The following is a 14,061-nucleotide window of genomic DNA, read 5'->3' on the forward strand; positions in this document are numbered from 1 at the left end:
TTCCTCCAGGCTACCGGGTCGGGCGCGAGGTAACGTCCCTGTAAAACGCGCCCTGAACCCGCATCCCTGCGGGTTCCCCGGCCTTACGGAAACACGTCGGCAATTTTCAGCCGGACTCTCCCCACACCTGACCACCTGAGTTTTTGGTTAAACAGCCAAACGGAAATCACTGAAAGTCAGAATGCGGAAGCGACACCACGGTCCGGCTGAAAATCGATGAGACGTTGACGACTGGCCGGGACGGCCCGCAGGGAGGCAGCGGTGAGTCACCCTTCACCAGAGTAAAAGGTTCTCCCTAATTCCTGAACTCCCCCTCTTAGCGCATTGCGCTCAAATTTTTCTTCCTCACTCAGCATTCTTTTCACACTGTCGAAAATTTCAACTTGCATTAACTTATTTTTAACTTAAAGTATCACTTGTAAGTTATATTTCTTTCGAATGAAAGTTTAAGTGAGGTGTTTATGGCTCTTACCTTTACCAGCGATACGTTACCCGCCGACCACAAATCCGCTATCCGGCAGATGAAGAAAGCGCTGCGAGCACAAATCGGTGATGTTCAGCAGGTTTTTGACAAGCTCAGTGATGTGATTGCAACCCGCGTGGCGGACATTAATGCGCGTAAAGCACGCGACGAAACTGTCTGGCCTGAACTCACTTACGCTGACATGAAAGCAGGTCGCATCACAGGCGCCCAGCGAGAAGAGATTAAACAACACGGCTGCGTGGTCATTAAGCGGCATTTCCCGCGGGAACAGGCGCTGGACTGGGATCAGTCGATGCTCGACTACCTGGATCGCAACCATTTTGACGAGGTGTATAAAGGTCCGGGCGATAACTTTTTCGGGACACTGTCCGCCTCCCGACCGGAAATTTATCCGATCTACTGGTCACAGGCGCAAATGCAGGCGCGTCAAAGCGAGGAGATGGTTAACGCCCAGTCGTTCCTCAACCGTTTGTGGACCTTTGAAAGCGACGGTAAGCAGTGGTTTAACCCGGATGTGAGCGTTATCTACCCGGATCGTATTCGCCGCCGCCCGCCGGGAACAACCTCAAAAGGTCTCGGCGCGCATACCGATTCTGGCGCCCTGGAACGCTGGCTGCTCCCTGCGTATCAACAGGTCTTCGCGCAGGTGTTTGGCGGCAATGTCGATCAGTACGATCCGTGGAACGCTGCGCACCGTACCGACGTGGAAGAGTACACCGTGGAGAACACCACCAAATGTTCAGTGTTCCGTACTTTCCAGGGCTGGACCGCGCTTTCCGATATGTTGCCCGGCCAGGGATTGCTGCACGTGGTGCCGATCCCGGAAGCGATGGCGTATGTCCTGTTACGCCCTCTGCTGGATGATGTTCCGGAAGATGAACTGTGCGGCGTCGCGCCAGGCAGAGTATTGCCCATTTCTGAACAATGGCATCCGTTGTTAATTGAAGCGTTAACCAGCATTCCGCAACTGGAAGCCGGTGACTCCGTCTGGTGGCATTGCGACGTCATTCACTCCGTGGCCCCCGTCGAAAATCAGCAAGGCTGGGGTAACGTGATGTACATCCCCGCCGCGCCTTTGTGCGAAAAAAATCTGGCTTACGCGCACAAAGTCAAAGCAGCACTGGAGAAAGGCGCCTCGCCGGGCGACTTCCCCCGCGAGGATTATGAAACCAACTGGGAAGGACGCTTTACGCTCGATGATTTGAATATTCACGGTAAGCGCGCGCTGGGTATGGCTTAATCGTCATACAGCCCTTCTCTCTCGACGGCGGTGCGTCGTTTTCCCTGACGTATCCGCCGGACAGATTCGCGTATTGCCAGCGAACCATTGAGCAACAGCGTACCGACCGGAGCATCGGGGCGCATAAGCCGCTGCTGGAGCATATGCACGGCCTCTATTGCCAACGCATCGCGCGGGACATGAACGGCAGTTAAGAGAACATCCTGAATCGTCGCCAGATTAAATCCGTCGATACTCATTACCGAGACATCCTGCGGCACACGCAACCCCTGCTTTTGCAGCGCGCTGATCGTCCCTGCGGCCATAAAATCACCGCCCACCAGAAACGCTGTCGGTAGCGCTTTGGCTGGCGTGTGCTTCAACCATTCGCTTACCTGCAGCTCCGTTTCTTTCGCGCTGAAACTGGGCACCACCAGCAAATCGCGTTGATCATTAAACGTCAGATTATGCGACTGCCAGGCATCGCGAACGCCCGCCAGCCGAAGTTCCATCGTGTAACGACGAAGACAGAACACGTTCATGATTTCCCGGTGGCCCATCTCAAACAGATAGTCAGCCGCCAGCTCGCCAATCGCGCGATGGTCAGGCGCGACCGCAGGCAAACGCTGTCTTCTGTCGCGACAGTTGATCAACATACAGGGTTTCCCGACATCCACCACCAGATCATGAATATGCGGATCATCGATACCCAGCAGCATGACTGCCTGCGTTTCCGGCTCGTTAATACGCGTCAGAAAAAGCTGGGCATCGCTGTCCAGCTCTTCCAGCGCGCAATAGCGTAGCCTGACCTCATGGGAAGCCAGCCCTTTACTTAAACTTTGGAGCACCCGGTAGTAAAAGATGTCGGACCGCTCATCAAACGCCCGTTGTGGCGCAAAAACCAACAGGTTATTGAGCAGCAGCCGCCCCGCCGCCATACCGTCCATCACTCCCAGTTCCCGCGCGCAGGCCAGTACCTTACTGCGTGCTTTTTCACTGGTGTTGGCCTTCCCCGCGAGCACCCGGGAAACGGTGCTGATGGAGAGCTGCGTACGGGCGGCAATTTCGGCGATTTTGAGCCTTTTATCCATTTTGTGATCTCGCTCCATCGGGCAAATGAAAAAATTTTCATAACCCTGAGATTAAGCAGTAACGGGTGTCCGGCGCATCATGACAAATAAAAGACAATCGTTATGAGAAAGCTTGCACAAAATCCGCTATTACCCACCTCTTTTCTCCCTTAAGGTGAATTTGTTACACCACTCCCATACTAGTTGTATGTCAGCTTTAGACTATAAAACAGATACATATCAAATCGATACAAATCTGTATGACAACTGGAATGAATTTTCCCTATATCGTCCGTCTTGTGGAGAAAGAAATGAGTCAGGACATTAACAACACAGTTACGGCAAGCAAAACCCGCCGTGTCATGAAAAACTTGCGCTGGTACATGCTGGTGCTGTTTTTACTTGGCGTCACGGTTAACTACATCACGCGAAACTCGTTAGGTATTCTGGCCCCGGAGCTCAAAGACAGTCTGGGTATTACCACCGAACAATATTCCTGGATCGTCGGCGCCTTCCAGCTCGCTTACACCCTTTTCCAGCCCCTGTGCGGCTGGCTGATTGATGTGATCGGTCTGAAGCTCGGCTTTATGATCTGCGCCTGTTTGTGGGCCATTGCCTGTATCGCTCACGCTGGCGCCGGGAACTGGCTGCATCTGGCGATTCTGCGCTTCTTTATGGGCGGTGCCGAAGCCGCTGCCACCCCGGCCAACGCCAAAACCCTTGGCGAATGGTTTCCGAAAACCGAACGCCCGATTGCCGCAGGTTGGGCAGGCGTGGGGTTCTCAATTGGTGCGATGTTAGCGCCGCCAATTATTTACTTTGCCCACGCTTCTTTTGGCTGGCAGGGTGCATTTATGTTCACCGGCGTGCTGGCGCTGCTGTGGGTGATTCTGTGGTGGGCGTTCTACCATAACCCGGAAAAACACCCGAATCTCGGCAAGGACGAGCTGGCCTGGATCAAGCAGGACAACGAGCCCGCGCCCGTAAAACAGCCCTTCTTCACCGCGCTGAAAGGCGTCGCTAAAAACAAACGTTTTTATGGTATTGCCATCCCGGCATTTATGGCAGAACCGGCATGGGCAGTGTTCAGTTTCTGGATGCCGCTCTACTTCGCCAAAGAATACAATATGGATCTCAAGCAGATCGCCTTATTTGCCTGGCTGCCGTTTCTCGCCGCTGATCTGGGCAGCGTGGCAAGTGGCTATCTGACCAAACTCTATACCCGCCTGTTCGGCTACTCACGCGTTAACTCAACCATCGCCAGCTCCGTCACCGGCGCATTTATGATGATTTCGCTCGCCGCGGTGGCGATCACCCGGGATCCGATTGTTGCCGTGATCCTGATGTCCATCGGCGGCTTCGGGCATCAGATCATCTCCTGCATGCTGAGTGCGCTGGTCGTGGAGTCATTTGATAAAGGTCAGATGGCGACCGTCAACGGCATGCGCGGTTCGGCGGCGTGGATCGCCAGTTTCCTGTTCTCCCTTTTGATTGGTGTTACCGCTGACAAAATCGGCTTTAACCCACTCTTCATCGCCATGGGCTTCTTCGACCTGATTGGCGCTATTTTCCTGGTGGCATTTATTGCTGAACGTCGCGCCAAGCGCGCTTGATAGTGGATGTATTGCATATGAAAACCCTGAAGAACTGGATCGTTGATAAGCAATCAGCGCATCATCTGGAGCTGCTGGTGGATAACCAGCACCGCGTATGCCTGTATGTACTGGAAGAGAATCTGTTCCGCGTACTGATTAAGCGTAAAGGCGCGCTGGCGCTGGACAGAACCTGGAGCATCGCACCTAAGCAAGATGTGCCCTGGGAGGGGCGCCATCGCGATGACCTCAGCGGCTTTAGCTGCCCGGCGTGGATTCTGGATCAGCAGGACGAAACCGTGACGATCAGCACTGAACAGCTGCGCGTCACCGTCCACCAGCCGCTGTGGCTGGAGTGGCATTATCGCGATGAGGCGGGCGACTGGCAGCCGCTGGCGAGCGATCGCAGCACCAGCGCCTATCTGCTGAACGCCCACGGCGACGGCGTGGCGCACTACCTGAGCCGCCGGAAAGATGAGCGCTTTTACGGGCTGGGTGAGAAAGCCGGTAATTTACAGCGCAACGGTAAACGCTATGAGATGCGCAATTTGGATGCGATGGGCTATAACGCCGTCAGCACCGACCCGCTGTACAAACATATTCCCTTCACCATCACCCGCCGTGATGATGTGAGCTACGGTCTTTTTTATGACAACCTGAGCAGCTGCTGGCTGGATCTGGGTAATGAAATTGACAACTATCACACCGCGTATCGCCGCTGGCAGGCGGAAGCCGGTGATATCGATTACTACATGTTTACCGGCAAGCGGGTGCTGGACGTGACCAAAGCGTTTGTGCGTCTGACAGGAAAAACGCTGTTCGGACCGAAGTGGAGTCTGGGCTATAGCGGTTCGACTATGCACTACACCGACGCGCCGGATGCGCAAAACCAGCTGATGAACTTTATTCGCCTGTGCGAAGAACACGCGATTCCGTGCGATTCATTCCAGCTTTCTTCCGGCTACACCTCGATCAACGGCAAGCGCTACGTCTTCAACTGGAACTACGACAAAGTGCCGCAGCCGAAAGTAATGTCCCGCGCGTTCCATGACGCAGGACTGAAACTGGCGGCCAACATCAAGCCGTGCTTGTTGCAAGACCATCCGCGTTATAGCGAAGTCGCTGAAAAAGGTCTGTTCATTCGCGATTCAGAAACGAATGCGCCGGAACGTTCCAGCTTCTGGGACGATGAAGGGTCTAATCTCGATTTTACCAACCCGCAGACTATTCAATGGTGGCAGGATGGCGTGACGACCCAGTTGCTGGAGATGGGTATCGACTCGACCTGGAACGACAACAACGAGTTTGAAGTGTGGGACGGCGAAGCCCGCTGTCACGGTTTTGGCCAGGAAATCGCCATTAAGCACATTCGCCCGGTGATGCCTCTGCTGATGATGCGCGCCTCTATGGAAGCCCAGCAGCGCTTTGCCCCGGAAAAACGCCCGTATCTGATCTCGCGCTCCGGCTGCGCCGGGATGCAGCGCTACGTCCAGACCTGGAGTGGCGACAACCGCACCAACTGGGACACGCTGCGCTACAACACAAGAATGGGGCTGGGGATGAGCCTTTCCGGTCTGTTTAACGTCGGCCACGACGTGGGCGGTTTCTCCGGCGACAAACCGGATGCAGAACTGTTCGTGCGCTGGGTACAGAACGGCGTGATGCACCCACGCTTTACCATTCACTCGTGGAATGACGACCATACGGTCAATGAGCCGTGGATGTACCCCGGAGTGACGCCCGCCATTCGCAGTGCGATTGAGCTGCGTTATCGCTTAATGCCCTATTTTTATACCCTGCTCTGGCAAGCTCATGCCGACGATGAGCCGATGCTGCGCCCAACGTTCCTCGACCATGAGCATGATGAGCAAACCTTCGAAGAGTGCGACGATTTCCTGCTTGGCCGCGATATTTTAGTCGCCAGCGTAGTTGAAGAGGGCCAGCGCCAGCGCCGCATCTGGTTACCGGATAACGAAACAGGCTGGTACGATTTTTACACTCACGAATGGTTCTCTGGCGGCCAGTGGATTACCCGCGATGCCCCACTGGAAAAACTGCCGCTGCTGGTACGGGCAGGCGCCGGTTTACCGCTGAGCGAACGCATCACCCACGTCAGCGCAGAGAAAGACACTACGCGCGAACTGAAACTCTTCCCCGTGAAGGGCACAGACACGACGACCGGTATGTTGTTTGAAGATGATGGCGAGAGCTGGAATTATCAGCAAGGCAATGCGCTGTGGCTCGCGTGGGAGATGCGTTGCAGCGCCAACGCGATCCATGTGAACTTCACCCGTAAAGGCCACTATCAGCCTGCGTGGCACAAACTGGCCGTTACGCTGGCGGGCAACGACCCACGCGCCGTGTTTATCGATGGCAAAGAAGTTTCACGGGACGATGCGCATTTTTGCCTCTCCACCTCCACATTGCAGTGACATCAACGGTGAGTTCCATCTTGTACGGTGCTTACCTGTCAACAGAGACGCCCACGACGGGCGTCTTTGGGAGAGTCGGACATGAATGGACCCCTTCACGGAGTTTTTATGAACAAGACTATCTTAGCTGTCGTTGTCTCGCTTGCCGCCTTCACCGCCCCTTCAACCTTTGCCGCCGAAGGCTTCAAACCCAATTACGATGAAAACAAAACAGGCTCCTTGTCGCTGCCGCAGGCAATTCCGGCGGGCACAAAGGATGCCAGACTCACATGGGAAACAACGCGGCGTAGTGAAATTTTAAATCTGTTTCATGACAACGTGTACGGCAAAACTTTCACGTTTAAGCAGGTGAAAGTCATAAAAACATCGGCAAAACATCCCTTAACGCTTTCCAAAGGCTATTGGCAGACGGTGGATTTATCGCTGGACGGTCGGCCTGCGCAATTGCTGATATATATGCCTGATTCTGCCAAACCGGTGCCGGTGTTCGTCGGGTATAACTTCTGCGGCAACCACGCGGTAACGTTCAATCCTGCGCTGCCTGTTTCCACGCAATGGGCGAACCCGCTGGTCTGTGGCAACAAAGTCGACCCCACACAGGTCACGACGCTGCACAATACCTTCACCCCCGCCTCGCGCGGCGTGCGCGCCTATCGCTGGCCATTCAATGACATCGTGTCGCAAGGCTTTGGTGTCGCCACCCTGTATTATGGTGACGTCGTTGCCGATAACCCTGCTGATTTTAAACGCTTTATTCAAACCAGCCGTCCCGGCGAAGCGGTGGGCGACTATTCCGCGATTGGCGTCTGGGCCGGCGGTTTAAGCGCCGTCGCGGATTATCTGCAAACCCGTAAGGATGTCGACAGCGACCGTCTGGCGGTCATCGGTCATTCACGGTTGGGCAAAACGGCACTCTGGGCAGGCGCCAGTGATGTGCGTTTTCGCTACGTCATCGCCAACAACGCCGGTGAAGGCGGCGCGGCGCTGGCACGCCGTAACTATGGCGAAACGCTGGCGTCAATCACCACCGATTTCCCGCACTGGTTCTCGGCCAAATACGCGAGCTATGCCAATAACATTGATGCGTTACCCGTAGACCAGCATATGTTGATCGACCTGATCGCCCCCCGCCCGGTGTATGTCGCCAGCGCGAAAGAGGATCAATGGTCGGATCCCAAAGGCGAGTTTTTATCTGTCGTGGCCGCCAAAAGCGTCTATCGGCTTTATACCGATGATATTTTCACGACCGACCAACAGCCAAAAACAGGACAGCCGTTACACAGTCGTCTGAACTATCACTATCGGGAAGGGGTTCACGATCTCTTTCATTACGACTGGCAGCAGTATCTGGACGTCGGTAAGAAATATTTGCAGGAAGAAACGACAGTGTCGAAGAGCTAAGTATGGGGTTTGCACCTTCCCCTGACCACAAGCCGGGGGAAGGTCTCAGGAAAAATGCCCAATGTTGCATTGGGCATTGCTCAGGCAGTATTAGAGCCTGATTATTCGACGCCTTTGCTACGCAGATAATCTTCGTAGTTACCGGTGAAGTCGATCACGCGTTCCGGCGTAATTTCGATCACGCGGGTTGCCAGCGAGCTAACGAATTCGCGGTCGTGAGAAACGAAGATCAGCGTGCCCTGATACATCTCCAGCGCCATGTTCAGCGATTCGATAGATTCCATATCCAGGTGGTTGGTTGGTTCATCCATCACCAGAATATTTGGTTTCTGCATCATCAACTTACCGAATAGCATGCGCCCTTTTTCACCACCGGACAGCACCTTAGCGGGCTTTTTGATATCGTCCTGGCTGAACAGCAGACGACCAAGGAAGCTACGAACAACTTGCTCGTCGTCACCTTCCTGTTTCCACTGACTCATCCATTCGAAAACAGTCAGATCGTTTTCGAACTCATATTCGTGATCCTGCGCGTAGTAGCCAATTTGCGCATTCTCAGACCATTTAACGGTGCCATTATCCGGCGCCATGTCACCTACCAGCGCTTTCAGCATGGTCGATTTACCCACGCCGTTCGCCCCCAGGATGGCAACCTTCTCGCCCACTTCCAGCAGCAAATTGAAGTTTTTAAACAGCGGACCGTTATCAAAACCTTTGGCCAGCGCTTCCACTTCCAGCGCGTTACGGAACAGTTTCTTATCCTGTTCGAAACGGATGAACGGGTTCTGACGGCTGGAAGCCTTCACTTCGTCGAGCTTGATCTTATCAATCTGACGCGCACGTGACGTTGCCTGACGCGATTTCGAGGCGTTGGCGCTAAAGCGGCTAACGAAGGACTGCAGATCGGCAATCTGCGCTTTCTTCTTGGCGTTATCGGCCAGCAGACGTTCACGCGCCTGGGTTGCCGCTGTCATGTACTCGTCATAGTTACCGGGATAAACACGCAGCTCGCCGTAATCCAGATCCGCCATGTGCGTACAGACCATGTTCAGGAAGTGACGGTCGTGCGAGATAATGATCATGGTGCTGTCGCGGTCGTTCAGCGTCTGCTCCAGCCAACGAATGGTGTCAATGTCCAGGTTGTTGGTCGGTTCATCAAGCAACAGAATGTCCGGGTTTGAGAACAGCGCCTGCGCCAGCAGCACACGCAGCTTCCAGCCGGGAGCGACTTCGCTCATCGGGCCGTAATGCTGTTCTACCGGAATACCAACACCCAGCAGCAGTTCACCCGCGCGGGATTCGGCAGAATAGCCGTCCATCTCGCCGTATTTCACTTCCAGATCGGCCACTTTATAGCCGTCTTCTTCGCTCATTTCCGGCAGCGCGTAGATGCGATCGCGTTCTTGTTTCACTTCCCACAGTTCAGCGTGGCCCATGATCACCGTATCCAGTACAGTGAACTCTTCGAACGCAAACTGATCCTGACGCAGCTTACCAATACGCTCATTGGGATCGAGGGAGACGTTACCCAGCGTCGGCTCAAGGTCGCCGCCGAGGATTTTCATAAAGGTGGATTTACCGCTACCGTTCGCGCCAATCAGGCCGTAACGGTTGCCGCCGCCAAATTTGACGGAAATATTTTCAAACAGCGGCTTACTGCCGAACTGCATGGTGACGTTGCTGGAAACTAACACTGGCGTATCCTGAGAAAAATATGTGACAAACCGCATATTATGCCACAAGTCTTAAATAAGATCGCGTATTGTCAGGAGCAGGAACGCAGAACAAAAGGTCAGATCAAGGGAAAAATGTGATTTCGTACACATCTGATTTCCCTGTGAACCCGAATGCACATATAATGCGCTCCCAACACTACAGAATTCTCAACCCAATAGCCTGCCTGGCACTGAATCTCGCATAAATGAATATGAATATGAAATTGACAACGTTTTTCGCGGCGGCACTCGCAGTTGTTGGCTTTTGCAGCACTGCTTCAGCCGTTACGTATCCACTACCGACAGACGGTAGCCGGGTGATTGGCCAAAACCAGGTCATCACTGTCCCGGAAGGCAACACCCAGCCGCTGGAATATTTTGCAGCCCAATACCAGATGGGTCTTTCCAACATGCTGGAAGCGAACCCTGGCGTGGATACCTTCCTGCCGAAAGGCGGTACGGTGCTGAACATTCCGCAGCAGCTGATCCTGCCGGATACCGTGCATGAAGGTATTGTCATCAACAGTGCTGAAATGCGTCTGTACTACTACCCGAAAGGCACCAACACCGTTATCGTGCTGCCGATTGGTATTGGCCAGTTAGGTAAAGATACGCCGATCAACTGGACCACCAAAGTGGAACGTAAAAAAGCAGGCCCGACCTGGACGCCGACGGCAAAAATGCACGCCGAATACCGTGCTGCGGGTGAACCACTGCCTGCGGTCGTACCTGCCGGTCCGGATAACCCGATGGGTCTGTACGCCCTGTACATTGGCCGTCTGTATGCCATCCACGGTACTAACGCCAACTTTGGTGTTGGTTTGCGCGTGAGCCACGGTTGTGTGCGTCTGCGTAACGAAGACATCAAATTCCTGTTTCAGAATGTGCCGGTCGGTACGCGCGTTCAGTTCATTGATGAACCTGTGAAAGCTACCACCGAGCCAGACGGCAGCCGCTACATTGAGGTGCATAACCCACTGTCGACCACTGAAGCTCAGTTTGAAGGCGGTGAGATCGTGCCGATTACGCTGAACAAGAGCATTACGAGCATCACCGGTCAGCCTGACGTCGATCAGTCCGTCGTTGAACAGGCGGTACAGAACCGTTCTGGTATGCCGATTCGTCTGAACTAATTCCATGAAAAAGGCCCGATAGCGCTATGCTTATCGGGCCTTTAACACGCCAGCCAACATCCTGCTTAAGCGCTATCTCAACAGCAACAATCCATACCCTACCAACGCCGCCCATACCAACATCGGTAACGAATACAAATGGAAACGCCACCAGATGCGTCGGTCGTTTGCCATGCGTAAAGCAATCAGATTTGCCAGTGAGCCCGGTAACAGACCGAAACCGCCGACATTAACAGCCCATGCCAGCAACAGCGTAGGCGGTACATAGTTCAACAGTAAAATCGTCGTGGGCACGTTGCTGATAAATTGCGACAGTCCAATAGCCGTCAACCAAAGTCCCGGTCCGGAAAGCGTGCCGATATTGCCTGAAATCGCCTGCAACGCGGGAAGTTGGGTTAATAAATGCACGTCGATAAACATCGCCATAAACACCAGCAGCAACGTCCAGTCAACGCTAAGCACTACCCGGCGCGCCAGTACCACAAACCCTGCCGCCACAATTGCCAGGCCCCACAGCTCCTGCTTCAGCTCCAGCGCAGTCAGAAAGACAATGTACAACCCGAAACAACTCCACACCAGCCGCGGCTGCCAGTCTGGCGAGCGCGTCCCGGTATGGTATTGCAGCGCTTTCGCCGGAAAACAGAACCAGCACAGCACCAGCAAGGTCAGCATCATTGCGACAGCGAGCGGCAGCATCTGCCAGGTAAAGGCGGTAAATGAGAGGCCAGAACGTCCCCACAACAGAATATTTTGCGGGTTGCCAATGGGGGTGAGCAGTGAACCGGCATTCACCGCCAGCGCTTCAAAAATGATCAGCCGATTAACCGGAATCGCGCACAGTTTTTTGAGGGTAATGGTGAGAGGGACTACGATAAACAACGCCACATCGTTGGTCAGAAACGTCGACAACCCTGCGGCCGCCAGCACCATGAACATCGCCAGACGACGCTCTGTGGCAAACCGGCGGGTCATTCGGCGCCCCAGCACATCGAAGTAGCCGCTCAGCTCAACCCCTTTTGTCAGCAGCATCAAACCGCTGAGGGTAATAATGGTATGCCAGTCAATGGCAGCGAGCCAACGACGAGGCGCAAACGGTACACAAAAACTTAAGCCAATCCCAATAATCATCAACAACTGAAAAAAGCGATCGCGCCTGAGCGCGCGCAAAAAGGGAAGACTCATTCAGATGCGGTTCCGTTCTTTTGTGTAAACAGTCGAAAAGCCTCCAGCGTTTCCTGACTCACGTGATGCTCCATTCCCTCTGCATCCCGGCGCGCGATATCCGCACTCACACCCAGCACCAGCAGAAAATTTTCAACGATCTGATGCCGCTCACGGGTCTCTTGCGCCAGTTTCTCCCCTTCCGGGGTCAGGAACACCCCTCGCCAGGGGATCATTTCAATCAGCCCGACCGAGGCCAGCCGTTTAAGCATTTTGGCGACGGTGGGTTGCGAAACACCGAGTCGGGCCGCCATATCGACCTGACGCGCCTCCCCGACCTCGATGATTAAGTCGGAAATCAGCTCGATATAGTCATCAATCAGTTCACGACGGTGCGCTTCCCTGACCTGACGAAACCCCTCGACATGCTCCTCGACATTCACTAATTGCGTCACTTTTTTTGTTGTTGGCGTACCTGCGCGACGACTCATTCTGCTTCCCCATGACTGTGACGTGTTGACTGTATCTGATGTAAGAGAAGTCATTGTAAACCAGAGTTGTCCTGGCACAAAAAATTAACGTTTTAGCAATAGCTATATAATATAGCTTTGATTTATTAAAAAAACACATTAAAAACAATGAGTTATCATAATACAATGACAGAAATGACTCAAAATCGTCTCAAGCATTCTAACAGACATGAACCCTCAGTCATCCTCAAGGTCAATTTCAAACTTGTATGCGCAATGTTATATTGGTTATCATTTAGTAGGTAATTAAACAAGGGATGTTTATGATAATTTGCAAGTTAAGTGAGAATCATATTTGATTCATCTAATCAGGTTAAAAAATGCAGATGAAATCAGCAACATTATAGGGGCTAATAATGAGCGAAAATGTAGAGTGCACAAGCAGAAATATCCCTCTTCCAATTCAAAGAGAGGTTAGACAACGCTGTGGTTTCGGATGTGTGATTTGTGGGTTACCACTTTATGAATATGAACATATGGAAGAATGGGCAACAGTAAAAAGACATGTAGCGGAAGAAATAACCCTTCTATGCGATCAACACCATAAAGAAAAGACCAACAGGTTGTTACCTAAAGAAGTTGTATATCGAGCAAATGCCAATCCCTTTAACCTAAAAAATGGAGTATCAAAACCATACAATCTTCATTTTTATGGGGATGAAATGAAAATTAAAATTGGAACAAATATATTTAGCAGGAAAGTGCGCAAAGAGGAAGCTTTCACCGTAATGGTTCCAATAATGGTTGATGGAATACCAATATTAGCTTTTATAATACAAGATAACCATATACTACTGAATGTGAATTTATTTGACAGAACTAACGACCCTCTACTCAAAATAGAAAATAATCAATTGGTTTATAATGTATCCACTTGGGATATTCAATTAATTGCCACTACTTTAACCATTAGAGAAAAAGCAAGAAAAATATTATTAGAATTAGAGTTCCTACCTCCAAATAAGATAGAAATAAAGAAAGGAAGTTTATTTTGTAACGGCGTGGAATTTAAAATCAATGGTGATAACGTAGTAATAAATGACGCTGGAATCTTTGGCGGAAATGAAATTCAGTGTGATATAGGCATTGCTATAGGAAAGCGTAGTCATGACAAAGGGACGTCTGCATTAACTCTGGCAATAAATAGAAATTAACCCTACATGAATTTACATTTTCTACCGTATTTAATGAGCCGATGCCTCCTCAATTCGGCTCATTTTATAATTAAATCAATTTTTTCTTAGTACATTTTTTTCAGATTACCTGACATGTGCATATCCAACAACCCAATGATATGCTTATCTTTTCTATATTTCCCAGCCTA

At 52.2% G+C, this 14,061-nt stretch carries 10 protein-coding genes; 6 read left to right on the forward strand and 4 right to left on the reverse strand.

Features of this window, described 5'->3' with window-relative positions:
* The first annotated feature begins 461 nt into the window (after positions 1-461).
* Positions 462-1,724 carry a DUF1479 domain-containing protein gene (locus tag JM656_RS14355; protein WP_203358375.1) on the forward strand — a complete coding sequence of 421 codons (1,263 nt, stop codon included), beginning with the start codon at positions 462-464 and terminating at the stop codon, positions 1,722-1,724.
* Here the strand turns inward: JM656_RS14355 and JM656_RS14360 are convergent.
* Entirely contained in the window at positions 1,721-2,794 is a 1,074-nt protein-coding gene (locus JM656_RS14360) for a LacI family DNA-binding transcriptional regulator (protein WP_203358376.1), read from the reverse strand. The genes JM656_RS14355 and JM656_RS14360 overlap by 4 nt on opposite strands.
* Before the next feature lie 290 nt (positions 2,795-3,084).
* On the opposite strand from JM656_RS14360, the gene JM656_RS14365 reads away from it, so the two are divergent.
* The 3 genes from JM656_RS14365 to JM656_RS14375 all read left to right on the forward strand — a co-directional run bounded on the left by JM656_RS14365 (position 3,085) and on the right by JM656_RS14375 (position 8,198).
* Positions 3,085-4,386, forward strand: a complete 1,302-nt coding sequence (locus JM656_RS14365) for an MFS transporter (RefSeq protein WP_203358377.1) — start codon at positions 3,085-3,087, stop codon at positions 4,384-4,386.
* Between the two features lie 17 nt (positions 4,387-4,403).
* Complete coding sequence (locus JM656_RS14370) at positions 4,404-6,797, forward strand: TIM-barrel domain-containing protein (protein ID WP_203358378.1); 2,394 nt, start codon at positions 4,404-4,406, stop codon at positions 6,795-6,797.
* A 108-nt stretch (positions 6,798-6,905) separates the two neighbouring features.
* Positions 6,906-8,198, forward strand: coding sequence for a hypothetical protein (locus JM656_RS14375; RefSeq protein WP_203358379.1), 1,293 nt, complete (start codon positions 6,906-6,908; stop codon positions 8,196-8,198).
* 101 nt (positions 8,199-8,299) lie between these two features.
* Here the strand turns inward: JM656_RS14375 and JM656_RS14380 are convergent, their stop codons facing one another.
* Positions 8,300-9,892, reverse strand: coding sequence for an ABC-F family ATPase (locus JM656_RS14380; RefSeq protein ID WP_203358380.1), 1,593 nt, complete (start codon positions 9,890-9,892; stop codon positions 8,300-8,302).
* 233 nt (positions 9,893-10,125) lie between these two features.
* On the opposite strand from JM656_RS14380, the gene ldtB reads away from it, so the two are divergent.
* Positions 10,126-11,046: a L,D-transpeptidase gene (gene ldtB / locus JM656_RS14385; protein WP_203358381.1), complete on the forward strand. Its 921-nt coding sequence runs from the start codon at positions 10,126-10,128 to the stop codon at positions 11,044-11,046.
* 72 nt (positions 11,047-11,118) lie between these two features.
* On the opposite strand, the gene JM656_RS14390 is transcribed toward ldtB, so the two are convergent.
* Positions 11,119-12,228, reverse strand: a complete 1,110-nt coding sequence (locus JM656_RS14390; protein WP_203358382.1) for an anion transporter — start codon at positions 12,226-12,228, stop codon at positions 11,119-11,121.
* Positions 12,225-12,698 carry a manganese-binding transcriptional regulator MntR gene (mntR, locus tag JM656_RS14395; protein WP_203358383.1) on the reverse strand — a complete coding sequence of 158 codons (474 nt, stop codon included), beginning with the start codon at positions 12,696-12,698 and terminating at the stop codon, positions 12,225-12,227. Before mntR ends, JM656_RS14390 begins: the two co-directional genes overlap by 4 nt.
* Before the next feature lie 395 nt (positions 12,699-13,093).
* Between mntR and JM656_RS14400 the strand changes: the two genes are divergently transcribed.
* Positions 13,094-13,891, forward strand: coding sequence for a hypothetical protein (locus JM656_RS14400; protein WP_203358384.1), 798 nt, complete (start codon positions 13,094-13,096; stop codon positions 13,889-13,891).
* The last annotated feature ends 170 nt before the right edge of the window (positions 13,892-14,061 follow it).

This window comes from Citrobacter sp. R56 (genome assembly GCF_016811995.1).
GTDB lineage: Bacteria > Pseudomonadota > Gammaproteobacteria > Enterobacterales > Enterobacteriaceae > Citrobacter_D > Citrobacter_D enshiensis.

What these genes read in the sequence shown, in the direction of transcription:
- JM656_RS14355 (WP_203358375.1), top strand. Translation starts at nt 462, where the DNA reads ATGGCTCTTACCTTTACCAGCGATACGTTACCCGCCGACCACAAATCC.
- JM656_RS14360 (WP_203358376.1), bottom strand. Translation starts at nt 2,794, where the DNA reads ATGGATAAAAGGCTCAAAATCGCCGAAATTGCCGCCCGTACGCAGCTC.
- JM656_RS14365 (WP_203358377.1), top strand. Translation starts at nt 3,085, where the DNA reads ATGAGTCAGGACATTAACAACACAGTTACGGCAAGCAAAACCCGCCGT.
- JM656_RS14370 (WP_203358378.1), top strand. Translation starts at nt 4,404, where the DNA reads ATGAAAACCCTGAAGAACTGGATCGTTGATAAGCAATCAGCGCATCAT.
- JM656_RS14375 (WP_203358379.1), top strand. Translation starts at nt 6,906, where the DNA reads ATGAACAAGACTATCTTAGCTGTCGTTGTCTCGCTTGCCGCCTTCACC.
- ldtB (WP_203358381.1), top strand. Translation starts at nt 10,126, where the DNA reads ATGAATATGAAATTGACAACGTTTTTCGCGGCGGCACTCGCAGTTGTT.
- JM656_RS14390 (WP_203358382.1), bottom strand. Translation starts at nt 12,228, where the DNA reads ATGAGTCTTCCCTTTTTGCGCGCGCTCAGGCGCGATCGCTTTTTTCAG.
- mntR (WP_203358383.1), bottom strand. Translation starts at nt 12,698, where the DNA reads ATGAGTCGTCGCGCAGGTACGCCAACAACAAAAAAAGTGACGCAATTA.
- JM656_RS14400 (WP_203358384.1), top strand. Translation starts at nt 13,094, where the DNA reads ATGAGCGAAAATGTAGAGTGCACAAGCAGAAATATCCCTCTTCCAATT.